The organism is Chryseobacterium sp. OSA05B (assembly GCF_019970065.1).
Taxonomy (GTDB): domain Bacteria; phylum Bacteroidota; class Bacteroidia; order Flavobacteriales; family Weeksellaceae; genus Chryseobacterium.
Genome location: NZ_JAHXYH010000007.1, coordinates 57632 through 79583, shown reverse-complemented (window position 1 = coordinate 79583; position 21952 = coordinate 57632). Strand labels below are relative to the sequence as shown.

General features: G+C 38.6%; 19 protein-coding genes. 12 read left to right on the top strand and 7 right to left on the bottom strand.

The window, feature by feature from the left end:
- Positions 1-4 precede the first annotated feature (4 nt).
- The 6 genes from LC419_RS21410 to LC419_RS21385 all read left to right on the top strand — a co-directional run bounded on the left by LC419_RS21410 (position 5) and on the right by LC419_RS21385 (position 9746).
- Positions 5-2479: a TonB-dependent receptor gene (locus LC419_RS21410; RefSeq protein ID WP_223609251.1), complete on the top strand. Its 2475-nt coding sequence runs from the start codon at positions 5-7 to the stop codon at positions 2477-2479.
- 11 nt (positions 2480-2490) lie between these two features.
- Positions 2491-3939, top strand: a complete 1449-nt coding sequence (locus LC419_RS21405; protein ID WP_223609250.1) for a DUF3526 domain-containing protein — start codon at positions 2491-2493, stop codon at positions 3937-3939.
- A gap of 2 nt (positions 3940-3941) precedes the next feature.
- Entirely contained in the window at positions 3942-5291 is a 1350-nt protein-coding gene (locus LC419_RS21400) for a DUF3526 domain-containing protein (protein WP_223609249.1), read from the top strand.
- Between the two features lie 313 nt (positions 5292-5604).
- Complete coding sequence (locus tag LC419_RS21395) at positions 5605-5781, top strand: histone H1 (protein WP_034747578.1); 177 nt, start codon at positions 5605-5607, stop codon at positions 5779-5781.
- Positions 5782-6299: 518 nt separating this feature from the next.
- A complete protein-coding gene (locus LC419_RS21390; RefSeq protein WP_223609248.1) occupies positions 6300-7871 on the top strand; it encodes a M20/M25/M40 family metallo-hydrolase in 1572 nt (523 codons plus the stop codon).
- Between the two features lie 285 nt (positions 7872-8156).
- Entirely contained in the window at positions 8157-9746 is a 1590-nt protein-coding gene (locus LC419_RS21385; RefSeq protein ID WP_223609247.1) for a right-handed parallel beta-helix repeat-containing protein, read from the top strand.
- A gap of 64 nt (positions 9747-9810) precedes the next feature.
- On the opposite strand, the gene LC419_RS21380 is transcribed toward LC419_RS21385, so the two are convergent.
- From LC419_RS21380 to LC419_RS21370, 3 genes are all read right to left on the bottom strand, one after another.
- Positions 9811-10446, bottom strand: coding sequence for an HAD family hydrolase (locus LC419_RS21380; protein WP_223609246.1), 636 nt, complete (start codon positions 10444-10446; stop codon positions 9811-9813).
- A gap of 51 nt (positions 10447-10497) precedes the next feature.
- Positions 10498-12621: a Tex family protein gene (locus LC419_RS21375; RefSeq protein ID WP_223609245.1), complete on the bottom strand. Its 2124-nt coding sequence runs from the start codon at positions 12619-12621 to the stop codon at positions 10498-10500.
- A gap of 105 nt (positions 12622-12726) precedes the next feature.
- The gene (locus LC419_RS21370) at positions 12727-13392 is read right to left on the bottom strand and encodes an O-methyltransferase (protein WP_223609244.1); all 666 of its coding nucleotides are present in this window, start codon (positions 13390-13392) and stop codon (positions 12727-12729) included.
- Between the two features lie 305 nt (positions 13393-13697).
- On the opposite strand from LC419_RS21370, the gene LC419_RS21365 reads away from it, so the two are divergent.
- The 6 genes from LC419_RS21365 to ychF all read left to right on the top strand — a co-directional run bounded on the left by LC419_RS21365 (position 13698) and on the right by ychF (position 20752).
- Positions 13698-14375, top strand: a complete 678-nt coding sequence (locus tag LC419_RS21365; RefSeq protein ID WP_223609243.1) for a YceI family protein — start codon at positions 13698-13700, stop codon at positions 14373-14375.
- A 38-nt stretch (positions 14376-14413) separates the two neighbouring features.
- A complete protein-coding gene (locus LC419_RS21360) occupies positions 14414-14728 on the top strand; it encodes a DUF1294 domain-containing protein (RefSeq protein WP_223609242.1) in 315 nt (104 codons plus the stop codon).
- 185 nt (positions 14729-14913) lie between these two features.
- On the top strand, positions 14914-16719 hold the full coding sequence (typA, locus tag LC419_RS21355; protein WP_223609241.1) for a translational GTPase TypA: 1806 nt from the start codon (positions 14914-14916) through the stop codon (positions 16717-16719).
- Positions 16720-16845: 126 nt separating this feature from the next.
- On the top strand, positions 16846-18456 hold the full coding sequence (locus LC419_RS21350) for a glycoside hydrolase family 10 protein (protein WP_223609240.1): 1611 nt from the start codon (positions 16846-16848) through the stop codon (positions 18454-18456).
- A 451-nt stretch (positions 18457-18907) separates the two neighbouring features.
- Entirely contained in the window at positions 18908-19459 is a 552-nt protein-coding gene (locus LC419_RS21345) for a ferritin (protein ID WP_223609239.1), read from the top strand.
- A gap of 201 nt (positions 19460-19660) precedes the next feature.
- Complete coding sequence (gene ychF, locus LC419_RS21340) at positions 19661-20752, top strand: redox-regulated ATPase YchF (RefSeq protein ID WP_223609238.1); 1092 nt, start codon at positions 19661-19663, stop codon at positions 20750-20752.
- Positions 20753-20865: 113 nt separating this feature from the next.
- Here ychF and LC419_RS21335 read toward each other — a convergent pair whose 3' ends face one another.
- The 4 genes from LC419_RS21335 to LC419_RS21320 form a co-directional block, all read right to left on the bottom strand.
- Entirely contained in the window at positions 20866-21045 is a 180-nt protein-coding gene (locus LC419_RS21335; protein ID WP_223609237.1) for a hypothetical protein, read from the bottom strand.
- A 48-nt stretch (positions 21046-21093) separates the two neighbouring features.
- Positions 21094-21309, bottom strand: a complete 216-nt coding sequence (locus tag LC419_RS21330; protein WP_223609236.1) for a bacteriocin — start codon at positions 21307-21309, stop codon at positions 21094-21096.
- A gap of 37 nt (positions 21310-21346) precedes the next feature.
- Positions 21347-21538 carry a hypothetical protein gene (locus tag LC419_RS21325; protein ID WP_223609235.1) on the bottom strand — a complete coding sequence of 64 codons (192 nt, stop codon included), beginning with the start codon at positions 21536-21538 and terminating at the stop codon, positions 21347-21349.
- Positions 21539-21682: 144 nt separating this feature from the next.
- The gene (locus tag LC419_RS21320) at positions 21683-21847 is read right to left on the bottom strand and encodes a bacteriocin (protein WP_139259675.1); all 165 of its coding nucleotides are present in this window, start codon (positions 21845-21847) and stop codon (positions 21683-21685) included.
- Positions 21848-21952: the final 105 nt, after the last annotated feature.

Here is a 21952-nt window from a genome sequence, read left to right as displayed (position 1 = left end):
CGGAATGAAATATTTGTATATCACAGCAGCACTGGCCGTCGCCAGTGTGAAGGTCTGTGCGCAGGAAACATTGTCCGGGGAATTGATTGGCGATTATCATCAGAGGCTTAAAAATGCCAGAATCATTATTAAAAATAATGAAAACAGATATGAAACGACATCCGACAACGGGAATTTCAGCATACCGGATGTCAGAAAAGGAACCTATGAAATCAGTGTCAATGCTGAATCTTATGATACCTATACCGAACAGATTGAAGCGGACAGTACGTTTTTAACCAAAAAACTGGTCATCCATCTCTATAAGGTAGGAACTATTCAGGAAGTGGAAATTTTAGGCAGGGCAGCAAAAAAATACCAGAGTGATTATTCTTTCTCAGCCACTAAAATTGGAGTTCAGAACAAAGATATTCCCTTTTCAATTTCTACGGTGAGTAAGGAGCTGATCAAAGACCGACAGGCTTTTCAATTGGGTGATGCCGTGAAAATGGCCAGCAGTGTAACGCCTGTGAGCTATTACAACCAGTTCAGTATACGTGGGATTGCACAGAACGAAGAAGGTACGATCATCAATGGAATGCGGACCAGGCAGTATTATTTTATGCAGCCGATTACGACGAACCTTGAAAAGATAGAAGTTATAAAAGGTCCGGCCAGTGCCGTTCTTTCCAGTGTGGATCCGGGAGGAAGCATCGTTTTGGTGACTAAAAAGCCATTGAAAACCCCAGGCCGGGAAGTAACCATGAGTGTAGGAAGTTTTAGCACGATAAGAAGCTCACTCGATTTTACCGGACCATTGAACAAAGAGAAAACACTTTTATACAGGTTGAATGCAGGGTATGCGCAGGCTCAGAGTTTCAGGGATATTCAGTCCCAGAAGAGTGTTCTGTTGTCTCCTTCAATTTCCTATATCCCGAATGACAGGACCGCAATCAACGTAGAAATGATTTACAGCGACCTGAATGGTAAAATAGACAGAGGTCAGCCTATTTTCGGAGCGGTAAATGGGATGACGGATCTCCGGAGCACTCCGATCAGCTTTAATCTTGGAGCCATTAATGATTATTTTAAATCAAAGGAACTGATCATTATGTCCAATTTTACACACCGGATTACCGATAAAATCAGCATTAATGCATCGTATATGAAGCAGACCTGGAAAGAGGACCTTCAGGAACATAGAACCACAAATGCTTTTGCTGTAGATGCCAATAACAAGCCTATCCCAACGCTGGCGGGAATGCAGATGGTTCAGAGAAATCAGTTCTGGAATACGGATAATCTCAATGCTTATCTGGTGTTTAATCTTAAATCAGGACCTATTGAACACAAAGTTCTGGCTGGCTATGATTTCATCAGCACGCATAAGTACAAAGGCGGAGCACAGAACACGGCAAGAGGATATCTTCTGACCAATGGGAAAACAGCTTCTTCCTATAATCCACAGAATGCCAGTGACTATCAGATGGTGACGGTCAACGGGATTACCATGCCTAAACCCAATGTAGAGCATTTCAATCTGGCCAATCCGGTCTACAGTATCAAAAATCCGGATGAATATATATTTTCAAAGGCTGCACTGCCACCGGCTTTGATACGTTCTCATGGAATTTACATTCAGGATCAGATGAAATGGAACCGTTTTAATCTGTTTCTAAGCCTCAGACAGGAGTGGTTTCAGGATATTACCCGTTATAAAGAGAATAATGAAATCGTAGTCAAAGACAGTAAGCTGATCCCGAGAGTTGGTCTGACCTATAATGTGAATGAACAGATCAATGTTTACGCTTCTTATATCGAAGGATTCCAGCCACAGTCGAATACGGCTTCACTGGCTCCGGTAGTTATTCCTGAAGGCAGAGCTTTTGAACCTTTGAGAAGTCAGTCCAGAGAGGTCGGAATGAAAGCAGATTTCTTTAATAAAAAAATTCATGTTGATGTCGCATTCTACGAAATCCGTCAGCGGAATATCCTTCTGAATGCCAATGATCCTGCTGAACCGGACCGTCTGATAACCAGAGGACAGGAACGAAGCCGCGGTTTTGAGATGGACATTATAGGAAATATTTCGCGGGCATGGCAGGTGTTTGCGTCCTACGGATACAATGATGCGAGAATTATTGACGATATCAATCCTGCATTGATAGGCGCCAGAAAACAGAATACTCCATTCCACAGTGCCAATATCTGGCAAAAATACAGCTTTAGCGAGACTTCTTTTCTGAAGGATATCGCGGTGGGATTAGGCTTTCAGTACAGTGGAAACAAAGTCCCGATGTATAACCGTTCCTTCCTGGTTCCTGAATATACAATCTTTGATGCCGCTGTTTACTATACTCCGAAACAGGGACCTGTGAGCATTTCGCTCAATATCAATAACCTTTTTAACACGACTTACTGGCTGGGCGCGCAGAATTATCTCCGTCTGTTTCCTGGAGCTCCAAGAAACGCAGTGCTTACGGCAGTTTATAAATTTTAAATCTTAAGATTATGAGAATACATATTATCCGTCTGATTTCAATACAGCTTTGGAAACAGTCATTACAGAATAAGGCGGTCATTGTTCTTCTGTTGATCCTCAGTCTCTTGTTTGTATTTGCTGCCTATACGGGGTGGCAGGACTATAAAGTGCAGGAAGATACCAGGGTAAAACATCAGGTTGATGTACGGCATCAATGGGAAAACAAACCGGATAAACATCCTCACAGAATGGCGCATTACGGGTATCTGATCTTCAGGGCAAGATATCCTTTAAGCTTTTTCGATTACGGTTTGGAACGATACATGGGAAACTCAGTATTTCTGGAAGCCCACAAGCAGAATACCGTTAATTTTTCTGAAGCCGGATTTTCATCTGGAATGCTGCGTTTCGGAGAGGTAAGTACGGCAATGATCCTGCAAACCCTGATTCCACTGTTTATATTTTTCCTCGGATTCAGCTGCATTTCGGCCGAACGGGAAAATAATACATTAAAAGTACTGATCAGCCAGGGCGTACTATGGAAAGAGCTGCTGGCCGGAAAAATACTGGGACTGCTTTGTCTGGTGGGACTGGTTTTTGTTCCGGTGATGATCCTGTCTGCGGTCATGTGGTTTTCTCTGACAGGTTTTAAAAGCGCGGTTGATGAATTTCTTCGTCTGTTCTGGATCGGCGGAACGTATCTGATCTACTTTTTTATTGTCTGCAGCGTTTGTGTAATGATATCCGCAGTAAGCAGAACTTCAAGATCTTCTTTAGTTAAGCTGATCGGCTTGTGGCTGCTGTTTATCGTGATTATTCCCAGAACGGCACAGGCTTTCGGTGCGTATCTGCATCCTGCGCCATCGAAGATCGATTTTGATACCAAAGTGGAAAATGAACTGGTAAAAACCGGAGACAGCCACAATCCGAATGACAGTTATTACAAAGGAATAAAAGATTCTCTTCTGCAGGCTTATCAGGTGAAAACAGTGGAAGAATTGCCGTTTAATTACAGCGGCTATATCATGGCGGAAGGAGAAAAGATCAGCTCAGGAATTTATAACAGACACTGGCAAAAGCAGCTTGATATTTATGAGGAGCAGAACAGCATTAACCGTTCTCTGGCTTTTGTGAATCCTTTTCAGGCGGTTAAAGACCTTTCGACAGCATTGACTGGCTCAGATTTTAATTCCTATATCAATTATCAGGAGCAGGTGGAAGCGTACAGGTACCAACTGGCGCAACTCATGAACAAACTGCAGATGGAAAATATCAGCAATAAAAAGCAGCAGGAAAATGATAAACCCTACACGATCAGCAAAGATCACTGGAAAGAACTTCCTGATTTTCAATATAGGTTTATAGGACAGAGAGCTCTGTTTCAAAATGAATTGGCTTCTGTGCTTTCCCTTCTGGTGTGGGCATTGGGGCTTCTTTTCGTCCTTCATTTTATGTCTAAAACAATAAAAATAAATTAATCATGTATCTTTTATTATTTAAGAACTTCATCCGTTCCCAGTCTGCCTATCTGGGGATGCTGTTCCTGCTTTTGTCAGGACTGGTCAGTATTTTTGTGGGAAGGCAGTTTATAGAGAAGCAGAAAGCCAATATTGAGCATACGGCTATCTATCAGAAAGAACATATTGAAAGATATACGGGCTATATAGAAAAGGACCTCGGACTCTTATTATATTATCTGAAATTTGGATTGGTTAATACAACAGACAATCTGAATGCGCTTTCAATAGGGCAAAGAGATGTCAATCCTTCCATACAGAGCTTAACCATCAGAAATCTGGAAGGGCAGAAGTATGATACGGATCTTCAGAATCCTGTAAGTCTGCTTCTGGGCAGTCTGGATCTGGGATTTGTAATTATTTTCCTGTTTCCGCTGGTGATTATTTCTTACTGTTATAATCTGCTGTCTGAAGAGAAAGAGGAAAGCACCTGGATTCTGCTGTCCGTACAGTCGCAAACACCTTTCAGGATTTTATTTAAAAAATTCATGGTGCGTTTTGCAGTGATTACCGGAGTTTTACTGTTTCTGATTATTCTGGCCATTCCTATCCTGGATTTGAGGATTAATGGAGCATTAGCAGGTTTTGTTCTGGTCTCGCTTTTTTATATTATCGTTTGGTTTGCTTTAAGTTTCTGGGTGGTTTCCTGGAATAAAAGTTCCAGAGCAGGTGCTGCAGGGCTTTTGTGTTTCTGGATTGTCCTTACAGTTATCCTTCCTGCCGTTCTCAATCATTTTATTTTAAGCAAATATCCCTTACCGGAAGCATTGGATACGGCAATTGAACAAAGGGAAGCTTATCACGAAAAATGGGATACGGATCAGAAACCGACTATAGACAAATTTTACAGACATTATCCGCAGTTCAAATCCTATGGATATCCGAAAGAAAGTTTCAACTGGCTTTGGTATTATGCCATGCAGCAGATGGGAGATGATGAATCTAAAAGTCAGTCTGCTCAGTTGAAAGCAAAGCTTTGGAAAAGAGAGAAAATGAGCCGTACACTTTCTTATTTTGTTCCCGGAATTCATATGCAGTTTCAGCTCAGTGATCTTACAGGATCTGGATTGGCTGATCAGCTGAGGTTTACACAGGCTGCGGAACATTTCCATGAAGGCAAAAGGCTTTTGTTTTATCCCAAAATATTTGCCAACGAACCGACGGGAAGCATCAACTGGAAACAATTTCAATTGGAATATTACAATGAACGAAGCAAAATCAACTGGTTAACCATGCTGGGGCCGCTATTGCTGTTCAGTCTGCTGTTTTATTATCTGGGAAGCATCAATTTCAGGAAGCAGACGATTTTGTAAGATTTTGGGGCTTAAAAATATCTTATTTTACGAAGCTAAAACACCATTCAGCTGCAATGAAGGATATATGACAGTCATAGAATTTTGGAATAAGAATAAATGTACAAGACGAATGGATGATATAATGCTTGAATAATCCTTTTATAGAGCGGCTAACCCTAATAAAAGACATGAATTTTTAACATAAATGTAAAAAATGACAGTTCGGTGGAGGAAAAGAAGAAAAAAATAGCATTTTAGGTCAAAATTTTCTAGCCGAAGCTAGGCTGGAATTACCATAAAACCTATATTTGCACCCTAAATTTTAAAAATAATGAAAGAACTAATTGAAAAAATCAACGCTGAATTCGAAGCGTTTGCAAGTGAGGCTAACCAACAAGCAGAAAAAGGAAACAAAGCTGCAGGTACAAGAGCTCGTAAATCAGCTTTAGAACTTAGCAAATTGTTCAAAGAATTCAGAAAAGTTTCTGTAGAAGAAGCTAAAAAATAATTCGTTCCCAAACCGGCTCACTGAGCCGGTTTTTTTATGCCTTATTTTTTCATTCATCAGGTCTTCATAGCCAATAAAAACCTGGGATCAGACAAAAACATTTATAGCTTGCAGTCTTATGAAATTTTTTCATGCAAAGGTCTATAAAAAGTGCTTTTTAGTTCAAGGAAAGCAAAGAGGCCGACTGCGTCGCTGATGAAGTGTACGTGTTATTCAACAGCTTCATCGAATCAATCGAAGATTTATTTTTGCCTTTGTTTTTCTTAAAATACGCGATGTTATAATAAAACTTTGCGTCAAAAAATAAGCATCCTATTTTCTCCCCAACCTTCACATCTGATCCGTTTCATCCTTTAATAATCAATTTTTGATCAAATATACAGATCGTCCTTTCCTTTCTTACTCCAACACATCATCTCATCATCCCATTATTAAATCGCCAAATCATCCCATCAACTCATCAAATTCCCTTCGTTATTCCCACAAATTCCTTTATCTTTAAGCATTCAATATATGTTATGAAGATAAATAAATTTTTTGCTGTACCGGCAGTTGTGCTGGCTGCCCAATTTTCATGGGCTCAGGTGAAGGTAGATCCGAAAGAAAAACTTGACCCTATCGTAAAAAGCTTTGTAGATGAAATTAACACCAGTTCTCAGCTGGAAAATATGGCCTATGAGCTTCTGGACGGTATCGGACCGCGACTTGTAGGAACTCCTGAAATGTTGGCTGCCAATGAATGGTCTGCGGCTAAACTCCGTTCATGGGGAATAGAATCCAACCTTCAGCAGTTCGGAACATGGAAAGGATGGCAGCGTGGGATTACGCATGTAGATATGACATATCCACGTGTGAAATCACTGGCAGCAACACAGCTTGCATGGAGTCCGGCAACGAAAAAAGCCGTTGAAGCTGAGGTGATCGTACTTCCAAAGGTTTCTTCTAAAGCTGAATTTGATGCGTGGCTTCCTTCCGCAAAAGGAAAAATCGTGCTTATGGCCCAATATCAGAAAATCGGACGTTCTGATGAGCAGATCAAAGAATTTGCAACTCCGGAACTGTACGAAAAACTGAAAGCAGAAAAAGAACAGGCCGGAAAAGACTTCCGTGACTATGTGAAAAATATTGGCTATGATAACAATACACTTCCGGAAGCTTTAGAAAAAGCAGGAGCCGCTGGAATTGCTATTTCTAACTGGACCGGAATTATGGGAGCAAACAGAATTTTCGGAGCTAAGACGTCAAAGATTCCAATGATTGATATCGATGTGGAAGATTACGGGATGCTTTACAGAATGGCAGAAAAAGGAGCAAAGCCTAAGATTAAGGTAGAAGCTCAGTCTAAAATACTTCCTGATGCGAAAAATTTTAATACCATCGGGATCATTAAAGGAAAAGAAAAGCCTGAAGAATATGTGATCCTTTCTGCCCACCTTGATTCGTGGGACGGAGCACAAGGGGCTACAGACAACGGAACGGGTACGCTTACGATGCTTGAAACGATGAGAATCCTGAAAAAATATTATCCGAACAATAAAAGAACCATCGTTGTAGGACTTTGGGGAAGTGAGGAGCAGGGGCTGAACGGTTCCAGAGGTTTCGTGGCTGATAATCCACAGATTATGAAAGGTACACAGGCTGTATTTAATCAGGATAACGGAACGGGGCGTGTCATCAATATCAGCGGTCAGGGATTCGTAGATGCTTACAGCTATATCGGAAAATGGCTGAATGGAGTTCCTAAAACCGTGAGAGATCACATTAAAACAGATTTCCCCGGAATGCCCGGCGGCGGTGGTTCTGACCATGCATCATTCGTAGCGGCCGGAGTTCCAGGATTTTCTTTAAGCTCATTGAACTGGGGATATTTCGGGTATACATGGCACACGACGAAAGATACGTATGACAAAATAGTTTTTGATGAGGTGAAAAACAATGTGGTTTTAACGGCTGCATTAGCGTATATGGCATCAGAAGATCCTGAATTTACCAGCAGAGAAAGGAGAGTAATGCCTAAGGACGATAAAGGGGAAACGGTAAAATGGCCGGAAGCCAGAGAGCCGAAGAGGGATTCTAAGGAGTATAAATAGAGAGTCAAGATTTCAGACATCAGACATCAGACTTTATTAACCGATTTTTTAATTGTGTTTTAGAATATCCTGAAAATATAAAAGGCTGTACAGATTACTGTACAGCCTTTGTTTTTTGTGGGTAGAGAAGGTTTCTTATTTCCTGAATTTTTCTGACCAATCAAAAATAACAATAATACTTCAATAAAACACGTCAACTTCTGTCGTATCGCGCGTCTACATTTGCATTAGTAAAATTAAAGAAGAAATATTTTACCAATTAATTTAACCAAAAAACAAAATTTTATGATTTACGCAAATGCTTTTTTCACACCGGGTAATAGTTATCCTAACGAAGACGTTGTGCAGTTGGTAGATAATTACACCCACGAGGCTGTTGTTTACAAAAAAATTGGGACTGCCGTTGAGGATGGGGTTATCCACCGAAAAAAAGACAATGATTTTTATGAAAGACAATGGTCCGGATATGTCAATGTATTATGGTGGAATATTAAAGAAGCCGGAATCCTGGCACCAACAGTTACAGAACGTATCAACAAAGCCTTAGCTCTGGGATATAATACATTCTTTGATGAAATGTACATTGAGATTGATGGGACACTTTATCTTCAGAGCAACCAAAAAATCCTGTCAAATAAGTGTACGATAAAGCAGAAAGAAAAAAGCAAAGAAATTTTTAACTGCGAGGATAAAAGCAATATCTCTATTGAAGGTTTCAGTTTAGAAGGAGAGGGAGATGAATATGTAGGCAGTCCCAGTTCCAGAAATGTAGGTATTATGGCTCACAAATCTACAAATCTTATTATCGAAAAGAATATGTTTAAAGATTTCACTTATTCTGCCGTGTCAGGATGGGAGGGAGTGGAGCATTTCATTTTTAGATTCAACAGGGTTAAAAATGAATTTCCCCTTGGTTGGGCAACACAAGGTTACAGAAAAGATAATATGGGCATTGTTGTAGCTGGGAAAAATATCACAATTTTTAAAAACCATTTTGAAAATTCGTCACAGGGTATTTACATAGCAGAAAATTCTAATGTTGTAAGTATTTCAGATAACGACATTGAAAGCACTATGCTAGAGCACGGGATGTACCTTGATTCTGGTATTTCAAACCTTACGGTGACAGGAAACAGAGTGAGGAATACCGTGAAAGTAGGAATTAAGCTTCAAAATTCAGATAAGGCAGGTTATGTCAGTAATAATATTGTAATCTCCAATAACATTGTTGAAAACACAGGTGAAGGTGGAGATGGTATTTTAATTAATAATACAACATCACCAGCGGTTCCCCAGCTTTATGCAAAAAATGTGGTAGTTTCCGGAAATGTAGTGAGAAATGCCGGCCAGCACGGGATTAATATAAGATTTGTAGATCTGGGTGTGGTTTCCAATAATGTTATCAATGATATCTCGTATGCGGGAATCTATATTTCCGACACCAAAGGAGTGGAAGTTAGTAATAACAATATTAAAACGACTCAGGAAGCGGGAATTATGATTGAAGCTCATAATTATTTATTGTCAGCCAATTTTAACACCATTGAAAATCCCGGAATGAAGAATTCAGGTCTGGAAGATCTTTTAACAGGGATTACCTTAAGGGGGACAAAAAATAAAGAGATTTCATTAAGATATAATAGAATGATAGGCAGCGGTGATGCTATGAGATATGGTATTTTTGTTGAATTTGTAGAACCGGCAGGAACTAATCCTCAACAGCTGACTTTTCAGGAGACCTATGAAATTATAGGGAATACGATATTGAACGGTTACCGAAATGAATACAGATTCTTAAATGCATCTACAGCACTTAGAGTGTTTCGTAATAATTACATGAATTTATCAGGCTTTCCTCCTGTAGAACAATTCTAAAAAATCTAAAAGAAATAAGGCTGTCCTTTTGGGCAGCCTTATTTGTATGTAGTTTTGATGATATTTAAACAAAGTTCTTAAGATCCGAAAACTTCGAAACAGCAGGCTTATAATTACCTGCACTCAGCTTTCCAAAACCATATTCACAGAAAATAAAAGGCAGATTATTGGAGGTGGCAGAGTCATAATCGGTTTGTGTATCGCCAATATAAGCGGAGTTTTCAATGCTTAAATGATTCCTTTCCATGAGCAGTCGAATGTTTTCTGATTTCGGTTTTTTAGTCCGGCCATAAGATTCAATATCCACAAAGAGATTATTGAATTGATAGTACTCTAAAAAAGATTCAATATATCCGTCCTGGCAGTTGCTGACAATAAAAAGGCTGTGGGTTTTTGCTAAATTCTTTAAGGTTTCACCAACTCCTTCATAAAGAATACCACCTTCAACGCGCAACACCTTATTTTCAATGCTTACGATTTCAGATAATACTTCATAAACCTTTTGATCTGAAATACCGGGAATGATCGCTTTTAAAATGTTATCAGCCAATAATCCCATATACTGATCCATATCCTCAGGTTTCAGGTCCTTTTGAATCAATTGATATTTATTTAAAACCTCATTCCATATTTTGATGATCGTTGCTCTGGGGTCCCAAAACGTTCCGTCTAAATCAAAAATTAAATTTTTATAGCTCAAAATGTAGTGTTATTTTGTTTGATTAATAGTGATGAACAGATTTCAGCATTATTATAAAATCATGCTTAGCTGAACTCTTTTTCTGGCTTCATCTACTTCCGTCACTTTTACGCGGACATGCTGGTGGAGTTTTACCACCTCATTCACATCAGATACAAACCCGTCTTTTAATTGGGAAATATGAACCAGTCCGCTTTCCTTGATTCCCATGTCTACAAAACATCCGAAAGCCGTAATATTATTGACAATTCCGGGAAGGATCATTCCGGCTTTCAGATCTCTGATGCTTTTTACATTAGGATCAAATTCAAATACTTTAGCCGCTTTTCTTGGATCTAATCCAGGTTTCTCCAGCTCTTTTAAAATATCTTTGATCCCTAAAATTCCTATTTCTTCCGTAACATAATTCTCAGGCTTCACTAAGGCTGTCTTTTCTTTGCTGGCAATCAGTTCATTGGTTTTGATACCTAAATCTTTTGCCATTTTTTCCACGATTCCATAAGCTTCCGGATGCACAGCAGAATTATCAAGCGGATTTTTAGCATTGGTAATTCTTACAAAAGCTGCAGCCTGTTGGTAGGCTTTTTCGCCAAGTCTCGGAACTTTTTTAAGCTGTTTTCTGTCCTCAAAAGCACCATTTTCCGTGCGGTAATTGACAATATTCTCCGCCATTTTCTCCCCGATTCCGGAAACGTAACTTAATAAAGATTTACTGGCTGTATTTAAATTGATTCCAACAGAGTTGACACATTTCATCACCGTTGAATCCAGTTCGTTTTTCAATTGAGTCTGATCAACATCATGCTGATACTGGCCCACACCGATAGATTTCGCATCAATTTTTACCAATTCTGCCAACGGATCTGCCAGTCTTCTTCCGATAGAAACCGCACCACGAACCGTGACATCATAAGATGGAAATTCATCCCTCGCAATTTTACTTGCAGAGTATACCGATGCTCCTGCTTCAGAAACTACAAATACCTGTAATGGCTTATCAAAAGCTATTTTCTTGATGAAAAACTCAGTTTCCCGGCTGGCTGTCCCGTTTCCTATGGAAATCGCTTCAATATTGTAGGCGTTCACCATAGAACGGATCTTTTTCATCGCCATTCCGCTTTCGTTCTGAGGAGCATGAGGGTAGAGGGTTTCATTATGCAATAAGTCACCTTTTTCATCAATGCATACCACTTTACACCCGCTTTTGTATCCCGGATCAATCGCCAGAATTCTTTTTTCTCCCAAAGGCGGAGCAAGAAGCAGCTGACTCAGGTTTTCAGAAAATATTTCAATGGCTTTTTTATCTGCCTTTTCTTTGGCTTCCTGCAGAGCTTCGTTGGAAATAGCAGGTTCCAGAAGTCGTTTGTAGCTGTCTTTAATCGCCAGAGCGATCTGGTCTGAACTTTCATTATTAGATTTAATGATGGCTTTTTCAATGAAATCAACCGCTTCATCCTTATCAATGCCAATATTAACCTTTACAAAACCTTCAGATTCAGCTCTGAGCATCGCCAGAAGTCTGTGAGACGGGGTTCTGTTGAGATTTTCTTCCCATTCGAAATAATGAGTGAATTTTTGTGCATCCTCTTCCTCTTTTTTGGCTTTCACCGCTTTGGATGTGATCATTGCTTTGCGCTGAAACAGACGGCGAAGGTTTTTACGGACGTACATATTTTCATTAATCCATTCTGCCATGATATCTCTTGCACCCTGAAGAGCTTCTTCCTCAGAAGGAACGTCACTGTTAAGATATTTGGAAGCCAGAAACTGCAGGTCATTGCTTTTCTGACTCATAATGATTCTGGCTAAAGGTTCCAGTCCTTTTTCTTTGGCAGCATCTGCTTTTGTTTTTCTGCGCTTTTTGAATGGCAGGTATAAATCTTCCAGCTCAAGAAGATCAAAGCTTTCTTCAATTCTCTGTTTCAGTTCAGGAGTCAATGCATTTTGCTCTTCAATGGATTTCAAAATACTTTCCTTCCGCTTCACAATTTCTTCAAACTGTTTGCTGATTTTTGAGATCTGTTCGATCTGAACTTCATCCAGATTCCCGGTTTTATCCTTTCTGTAGCGGGAAATGAATGGAATTGTGCAGTCTTCGGCCAATAATTGCAGGGTATTGTTGATGCTTTTTTCTGATATATTAAGCTGTTGCTGTATAAATGTTACGGTCGTCATTATTTTGTTTTCGGAAGGCTAAAATAAGTCTTTAGAATGAAAAAAAGGCGAGTTATCCCGCCTTAAATGTTTATTCTTCGTTAAAGAAAATGAACTGACTGAAATTTAATTGACAATAGCGATTGCCATTCCGTCATATTCTTTTGCACCGACGGTTTGCATAATCGTAGCGGTAACTTTTGGGTTGTTGGCCAGCATTTGATTAAACCGCTGTACTCCTTTCACTCTTTCGTCGGTGGTATTTTCATCCAGGACTTTGCCTTCCCGGATGACATTGTCACAAATAATAATCGTTCCCGGATGTGAAAGCTGCAACGCTAATTCAAAATATTCGGTATAGGGAGGTTTGTCAGCATCAATAAAAATAAAATCAAAAGCTTCTTCGCCTTTGGAAATAAGTTCATTTAATACATCCATCGCTTTGCCGGTTCGCAGATCTATTTTATCTGAAAACCCGGCTTTTGCAATATTCCGGCTGGCAACCTGGGCATGATGAGGATCAAATTCTACTGTAATTATTTTACCATCTGCAGGAATTGACCTCGCCATCCATATCGTGCTGTAGGCTGCTAAAGTACCCAATTCCAGAACTCGTTTGGCTTTACAGCTAAGCAGCATCAACTGTAAAAACTTACCCTGAGTGGGCGTTACACTGATTTGGGGGATAGAAGCATCATCCAAAGACTGAATAGTTTCCTGAAGAACATTGTCTTCCTGGGCAAACAAATTACCGATGTACTGATCTACTTTTTCAAATAACTGTTGATTCATATTTTTTGATTTGATTTAATGATGAGTAATTTCTCTACCAACATTTTCGATATAGTTCACTTTCTAATAGGAACCGGCTCAAAATTGTAATCTCCATGTGAGTTGTCATGAGAGTCTTACCTGCATAAAGTTAATGAATTTTGAATTCTTAAATCGGTTGTTTCCCCTTCATATGCTAGCTGTGCATAGTAAAATCTGAAATTTTTCATTTCTTGATGTATGTTAAGATGACAGTTAATAACGTTTTTTATATTTGAAATTCTTAAATTTAAAGTTTTAAACAATTTTCTAAACAAATAAACAATATGAAAAAACTTAGTGTAATTGCATTGGTAGCAGTTGGATTGCTTGCAGCATCATGTAATAAAGAAAAATCAGCAGAGACTACGGCTACAGCTACGGAACAGAAAGTGGCAGAAAGCAAAGGTGAAGTTTTGCCGGTTGATGTTGCTACTTCTGTAGTAAACTGGAAAGCTTTCCACAAAGGAGGTATGGCACCTCGTTGGGGAACTCTTAACGTAAAATCAGGAGATCTGAGCATTGAAGGAGGTCAGTTAACTGCCGGAAACTTTGTGATCGATATGAATTCTATCAAAGTAGATCCAGCTTCAGTAACAGAAAAAGATAAAAAGCCTTCAGAACTTGAAGCTCACCTAAAAAATCCTGATTTCTTTGATACCGCAAAGAATCCTACTTCAGATTTCAAAATTACAAGCGTAACAGACTTGAAAGATGCACCTAAAGATGCTGTTGCAGGAGCTAACAAAACAGTAAGCGGAAACCTTACACTATCAGGAAAAACAGTCAATGTAACTTTCCCTGCTAAAGTAGATGTAACGGAAAATACAGCATCTGTAAATGCTAAATTTACGGTAAACAGAGCAGATTGGGGAATTAAATTCGGTACTTCAGAAGCAGATCCTGCAGAATGGATGATCAGCAAAGATATCGAGATCGCTGTTGACGTGAAAGCTAAAAAATAATTGTTAGATACAATACAAATACGGAGAGCTGCTTTTTTATGAAAGCAGCTTTTTTTATGGTGGCTAAAGATCACCCAATTCACTATTTTTGTACCATGATCTACATTCTACTTATCGCAAGCGTGGTTACTTTCATCATTTTTGGCTGGGACAAAAGACTTTCCATCAAACATAAAAGAAGAATTCCTGAAAGCACACTTTTAGGATTTACTTTTCTTGCAGGAACAGTTGGAGCAATTTTAGGAATGCTTGTTTTCAGGCACAAAATTTCAAAAAAATCTTTTTTATTGAAATTGGGCGGAATTATTTTAATTCAGGCCATATGTATTTATTTTTTGGAAAAATATTCATAAGATTAATCATTTAAACCTAATGGTAGATTCTTAATCTTCAATTTAAATGGAATTCTAAAATCTTCAATTTTAAAGCTTTAACAGGGTAAACTGGTGAATGTGCTCATTATGAATTTGTTAATTAATTTATATTCTTGCTTATTATTCATTAGAAATCACTATTTTTGCACCCGTAAAAATCATTCATGCAAAACATTAGAAATATTGCGATTATCGCACACGTTGACCACGGGAAGACGACTTTGGTTGACAAGATTATTCATGCTACAAACATTTTCAGAGAAAATCAGGAAAGTGGAGAATTAATAATGGATAATAACGATCTTGAAAGAGAAAGAGGTATTACCATTCTATCTAAAAATATTTCTGTTACTTATAAAGACGTTAAAATTAACGTAATCGACACTCCCGGTCACGCCGATTTCGGTGGGGAAGTAGAGAGAGTTTTAAAAATGGCGGATGGAGTTATTTTGTTGGTGGATGCCTTTGAAGGGCCGATGCCTCAGACAAGATTCGTACTTCAGAAAGCATTGGAATTAGGACTTAGACCATTAGTGGTAATCAATAAAGTAGACAAGCCAAACTGTCGTCCTGAAGAAGTTCATGACCAGGTATTTGATTTATTCTTCAATCTTGAGGCTACTGAAGAGCAGCTTGATTTCCCAACATTCTACGGTTCTTCCAAGCAAGGTTGGTTCAACACTTCATTAGAGCAGACAGAGGATATTTTCCCATTATTAGATGGTATCCTGCAATATGTTCCGGAACCTAAAGTAGAGGAAGGAAACTTACAGATGCAGATCGTTTCTCTTGACTTTTCTTCTTTCTTAGGAAGAATTGCAATTGGAAAAGTGATCAGAGGAGAAATCAAAGAAGCTCAGTGGATCGGATTAGCTCAGGCAGATGGTAAAGTTTTAAAAGGAAAAGTAAAAGAACTTTACGTTTTTGAAGGATTAGGGAAGAAAAAAGTTACAGAAGTAAAAGCAGGTGATATCTGTGCTGTTGTAGGTTTTGATGCTTTCCAGATCGGTGATTCATTCGTAGATCTTGAAAATCCTGAACCATTGCCAAGAACTGCAATTGATGAGCCTACATTGAACATGACGTTCTCTATCAACAATTCACCTTTCTTCGGTAAAGACGGTAAATATGTTACTTCTAACCACCTGAAAGAAAGATTAACAAAAGAATTAGAGAAAAACTTAGCATTAAGAGTTGAACAAACTGATGATGCCAACACATTCTTAGTATTCGGTAGAGGTATTCTTCACTTGTCTGTTTTAATTGAAACGATGAGAAGAGAAGGGTATGAAATGACAATTGGTCAGCCACAGGTTATCCTTAGAGAAATCGATGGAGAAAAATGTGAGCCTTATGAATCTTTGGTAGTAGACGTTCCTGAAGAATTTGCTTCAAGAGTAATCGACTTGGCTACTCAGAGAAAAGGTGACCTTCACATTATGGAAACTAAAGGAGAAATGCAGCATATGGAATTCGAAATTCCTTCAAGAGGTTTGATCGGATTGCGTTCTCAAATGTTGACCGCTACTGCTGGTGAAGCTATTATGGCGCACCGTTTCACAGAATACAAGCCTTTCAAAGGTGCGATTCCTGGAAGAAGTAATGGAGTATTGATCAGCAAAACTCAAGGTCCTGCTACAGAATATTCTATCGCTAAATTACAGGATAGAGGTAAGTTCTATGTAGATCCGGGTGAGGAAATTTACGCTGGTATGATCATCGGTGAACAAAACAAGCCGGGTGACCTTGTAGTAAACATCGTTGAAGCAAAACAGTTAAACAACATGAGAGCTTCAGGTAAAGATAAAGATACAGGTGTTGCACCGAAAATCTTATTCTCTCTTGAAGAATGTATGGAATATATCCAGGGTGATGAAGCAATTGAGGTGACTCCAAACTTTATCAGAATGAGAAAGAAAGTTCTTTCTGAAGAAGAAAGAAAAAGAATGGACAGATCAGCGAAAGCATAAGAAATTCTTATATATTAGAAAAGCCTCGAATTTTTCGGGGCTTTTTTATTATACTATGTCTTAAAATGTTTATTTTGGCATAATAATCTCTTAGAAAAAATAAATTTTAAAAGTAGTTTGCAGACGATGAGAATGAATATCATAAAGCTTACTGTTTTAGCCGGAGTTTTTGCATCATATGCCAGCTGCTCCGTCCAGAACAATACCGTAAAAGCAACCCCAACAAAGAATACAGCAAAACCCAATACCAATATATCAAAACCGAAAGAGCCGGTTTCCACAGTAAAACCAGGAACTCCAATTTCTCCCGCGGAAGAAAACTTCAGAACCGTTCTTCCCGAAGTTAAAAGAGAATTTCGTGGCGCATGGATTGCAAGTGTAGCCAATATCAACTGGCCTTCAAGAAATGACTTATCTGTGGATCAGCAGAAAGCAGAAGCTATAAGCATGCTCGATATGCTGAAAGACAATAATTTCAATGCAGCCATCTTCCAGATCAGACCTTCTGCAGATGCTTTGTATACGAGTAATATTGAACCCTGGTCTTACTTTCTGACCGGCCAGACCGGAACTGCTCCTTATCCAAATTATGATCCCCTTCAGTTTTGGATCGAAGAAGCCCATAAAAGAGGCCTGGAACTTCATGTCTGGTTAAATCCTTATCGTGCTCACCATTCAAACGGAGGCGCTGTCAACAGTCTTTCTATGGCGAACAAGCTGTCCGATGTCGTTATTAAATTAAGGAATGGAATGTATTGGTTCGATCCTGCCAATCCAAAAACGCAGGGCCACGTTTCCAATGTCGTAAAAGATATTGTGAAAAGATATGACATTGATGCCGTTCATTTCGATGACTATTTCTATCCATATGCCACTTACAACAGAGGCGCGGATTTTCCGGATAATGCAAGCTGGAATGAATATCTGAGAAGCGGCGGAACCTTGTCCAGAGCAGACTGGAGAAGAGATAACGTGAATAAATTTGTTGAAAGGATTTATAAAGAGATCCATGCAGAGAAAAATTATGTACGATTTGGAATCAGTCCGTTTGGAATCTGGAAACCCGGATATCCCGAAGGAATCGTTGGTTCATCCCAGTACGACGAATTGTATGCTGATGCTAAATTATGGCTGAATAAAGGCTGGGTAGATTATTTCTCACCGCAGCTTTACTGGCCGATCGATTCAAAAGGGCAGGGTTTTGAAGCTCTGTTAAACTGGTGGAAATCTGAAAATACAATGAACCGTCACTTGTGGCCGGGACTTAATACAGTGGAGATCAAAGTATCGGACCGACCTACGGAAATTAAAAATCAGATTGAAGTGTCCAGACAGATTTTAAAGAATGATGCCGGAGAAATCCATTGGAGTATTGCAGGGCTTACAAAAAATCCAAATATGCTTCCTGTCCTGAAAAACGGACCTTACAAAGAAAAAGCACTGATTCCAAAAACATCCTGGATCAAAGCCATTCCATTACAAACCCCAACGATATTTGTCACAGACAGCGGAAGCTCAGCCAGAACAAGCTGGAGCACCAAGAATATCGGTGATGTATTTCAATGGGTACTTTTCACCCAATACAATGGAATTTGGGAAACAGAAATCCTTACTTTAGATACCCTTTCAAAAGACATCCCAAAATCTAAAGACGGCAAAAAACTAAATGCAGTAGCCATCAAAGCAGTTGACAGGCTAGGAAATGAGAGCGACTATATGGCGAAGAAGGTAAAATAATTTTAAAAGGCTGGAAGAGGGAAGAAGGAGGCTGGAAGTTAGTATTCGCCTTGTGATTGTCCGCGATTGTCAATTAGATTTAACAGCCTGGAAAAAACGAATAAAAACCGTTTACGTATAATAAAAAAACAATTAAACCAGTTCAAACAATGGACTGGTTTTTTCTTTGAATAAAACATTCATCTGGCAATATAAAATTTTCATGGAGATAAAGTATTAGTGTATTAAAACAGTCGAATCAGAAAATAATTTGCGTACTTGCGCTTATCAAAAAAATACAAATCCCATTCAAGAAATGAGATCAATTTATTTTAGAATAACTATAAATTAAACATCTAATCGCATATAAATCAACAGATTAAAAACAGTCTAAAATTTATTGGGAGAAAAAAGAAACACGGGCGGAACCATTTTTGCATTATTATTTCCATAATCACAAAAATATAGCATTATGAATACCAACAGACTTTCAGCGACTATTGAAAAAGCATTGAGTGATCAGATGAACAAAGAGATTCACGCGTCACATGTTTTTCTATCTTATGGAATATGGGCAGATGACAAAGGATATGGAGGAATTGCCAACTTCCTTTACAGACATTCGCAGGAAGAAAGAAACCATTCCATCAAATTCATGGAATATGTACTGAACAGAGGCGGAAAACCGAAAGTAGATACCATTCCGGCTCCTCCGGCTGATCCGGATTCTTTAACGGCCTGTTTCGATGGCGTCTTTAAGCATGAAGTAGATAATACCACTGCGATTTATAAAATTGTAGATATGGCGTTAGAAGAAAAAGACTGGGCAACCTGGAATTTCATGCAGTGGTTTGTTCAGGAACAGATCGAAGAAGAAACGCTGGCGGCCAACCTGATTGATAAATTGAGAATTGCAGGGGGAGACAGAGCTACGGATGAATCGTTATTTACTTTAGATAAAACATTACAGAATGCACCGAATGACGTTCCTCTGGCTCAGGAAGCGACCGGTGAGAATCCATAAAAACCAATGGGTGAACTAAAATTATTAAAAATCTGTCAGAATTACTGGCAGATTTTTTTATTATGAATCTCCCCATAAATTCACTACCTTTGCAGGCTGAAAGTTCAATGGTCCAAAGTTGATAAGGGGAAACCTTAGGTATAAGACCAGAACCTTGAACTGAAATCGTATCATTGAACATTAAACTTTGAATTTTACAATATGAAATGTGGAATTGTAGGCCTTCCGAATGTAGGTAAATCAACTCTTTTTAACTGCTTAAGCAATGCTAAAGCACAGTCTGCGAACTATCCTTTCTGTACCATAGAACCGAACTTAGGAACGGTATCGGTACCGGATCAGAGATTATTCGAGCTTGAGAAATTAGTTAATCCGGAGAGAGTACTTCCTGCGGTAGTTGAAATCGTTGACATTGCAGGTCTTGTAAAAGGGGCTAGCAAAGGAGAAGGATTGGGAAACCAGTTTCTGGCGAATATCCGCGAGTGTGAAGCCATTATCCACGTTTTAAGATGTTTTGACAACGGTAACATCATCCACGTTGAAGGTTCTGTAGATCCGATGAGAGATAAGGAAATTATCGACATCGAGTTACAGCTGAAAGACCTTGAAACAGTAGGAAAAGCAGTTGACAAAGCTAAAAAATTCATCAAGTCTGGAAAGAAAGACGATATCCTTGTATATGAAACCCTTCAAAACTTAGAAAAGTTCATTGAAGATGGAAAGAATGCAAGAGAATTTCCTGTTAATGATTTAACGCAGCCTATCATTGATGATATTCAGCTTTTAACGAAAAAGCCGGTATTATATGTGTGCAACGTAGACGAAAACTCGATCAAAAACGGAAACGAATGGATAGAGAAAATCGAAACGATGGCTAAGAATGAAGGAGCAGAAGTTGTTGTTTTGGCAGCACAGATCGAGGCAGATATCAATGAGCTTGAAACATTTGAAGAAAGAGAGATTTTCCTTGAAGAATTAGGTCTTGAAGAGCCAGGAGTAAACCGTTTGATCAGAAAAGCTTACGATCTGTTAAAGCTTCAGACGTATTTTACAGCGGGTGTAAAAGAAGTAAGAGCCTGGACAATTGGTCAGGGATGGACAGCTCCACAGGCTGCCGGAGTGATCCACACAGACTTTGAAAAAGGATTCATCCGTGCAGAAGTAATCAAGTACAATGATTATTTAACGTACGGTTCTGAGGTGAAAATTAAAGAAGCGGGAAAACTTTCTGTAGAAGGTAAAGAATACATTGTACAGGATGGTGACATCATGCACTTCAGATTCAACGTATAAGAATATATTAAAGTTAGTTATAAATGAAAAACGCTTCCACGAAATATGGGGAGCGTTTTTTGCATAAAAAACCACCCTGCAGGAGAGTGGTTCTTTAAAAATATTTCTTGACCTTAGAACATTCGCTCGATAGGATCTATGATGATCAGCTGGCACTGCTGTTCAGCACATCCTCTTCCGTATTTTCTGCATTCTCCTGTAGCAGGATCAATACACATTTCTTTTCCACCAACGATTGTTCTTAGTTCTCTTTTGTTGAGTTTTTTTCCGTTGCTTAAATTTTGATTTTTCATAGTCTTTGATTTATTTTAATTAGTTTTTTGTAAACGGGATAATAAAGATTATGGTTCAAATACAGGTTCCGGTTGTGGTCTGCATATTTTTTGTGCACAGCCTACAGAGATTTTTGTACATGCTCTTGGATCATCCGGTGGAATAGGTTCACATGGAAACTCTGTACAAACAATAGGTTCCATACAATTGATCATACCTCCGGAAATAGTTTTAAGCTCTTTTTTACTTAGCTTTTTTCCGCTGTTTAAAATTAGATTTTTCATAGCTTTCAATTGAATTAATTCTTGATTAATTTTAAACTTAAAGCTGCGGTCTGCATTCTTTTTGTGCACAAACCTTAGAAATGATGGTACATCCATAAGGATCTGAAGAAGGTTCGCATGGCTGATTCGGGCAAAGAACCGGTTGCATGCAGTTCAGTAGGCCTCCTGCGATCGTTTTTAATTGTTTTTTGCTTAGTTTTTTCCCACTTGTTAAAAATAGGTTTTTCATTGTTTTGATTTTTAGTGTGTTAGTTGAAAACTAAGATATGAAAAATATTAATATATTTCACTTGTCGAAGAAAAAATATTCAAAAATTGTATTTGATGACCGAAATAAAAAAACCGCTCAGGAGTGAACGGCTTTTTTGATTCTTTATAAAGGATCTATGATAGGTCTGCATTGTAATTGTGCGCAGCCGATTGAGATTTTTCTACATCCTCCGGTCATGGGATCAATACAGTCCATTAATCCTCCTGTGATGCTTCTTAATTGCTTTTTGTTCAGTTTTTTTCCTTTCGGTAAGTCTTGATTTTTCATTGTTTTGATTTTTAGTGTGTTAGCTTTAACTAAAATAAAGAAAATAATTGATATTATATCACGGCGTTATGATAAATATTCAAATAAAAAACAAAAACTATGTCT